This window comes from Pseudoalteromonas sp. 20-MNA-CIBAN-0454 (genome assembly GCF_040308685.1).
In the GTDB taxonomy this organism is placed as follows: domain Bacteria; phylum Pseudomonadota; class Gammaproteobacteria; order Enterobacterales; family Alteromonadaceae; genus Pseudoalteromonas; species Pseudoalteromonas nigrifaciens.
In genome coordinates, this window is record NZ_JBEOOB010000170.1 from 1 (window position 1) to 270 (window position 270).

The following is a 270-nucleotide window of genomic DNA, read 5'->3' on the forward strand; positions in this document are numbered from 1 at the left end:
CATTGAGCTTGGCCCATAGGGCGTCATCATTGGTCTGTTCACGGTCACCATAACTGCGCTCCATCTCTTTGCGGTCATAGCCAGCCTGCACGCGATAGTCACTGCTTAGGCGGTAACTGGCATTAAGCTTGAGGCCGCGGCGTTCGGTGTCTAAAGGGATATTCTGTTTAAATGCCCCCGTGATCCCGTTCACTTCATATTGAGCGAATTCCCATACCGATCCCTTATTGTCGCGCTTAGCGTAATCGACACTGCCGCCGAGTCTGAGTT

Annotated in this window: 1 protein-coding gene; it reads right to left on the reverse strand. The window is 52.6% G+C overall.

Annotation, left to right across the window (positions count from 1 at the left end):
* Positions 1 to 270: MtrB/PioB family outer membrane beta-barrel protein (locus AAEZ22_RS18400; RefSeq protein ID WP_352298489.1), on the reverse strand; the 270-nt coding region annotated here is incomplete at both ends.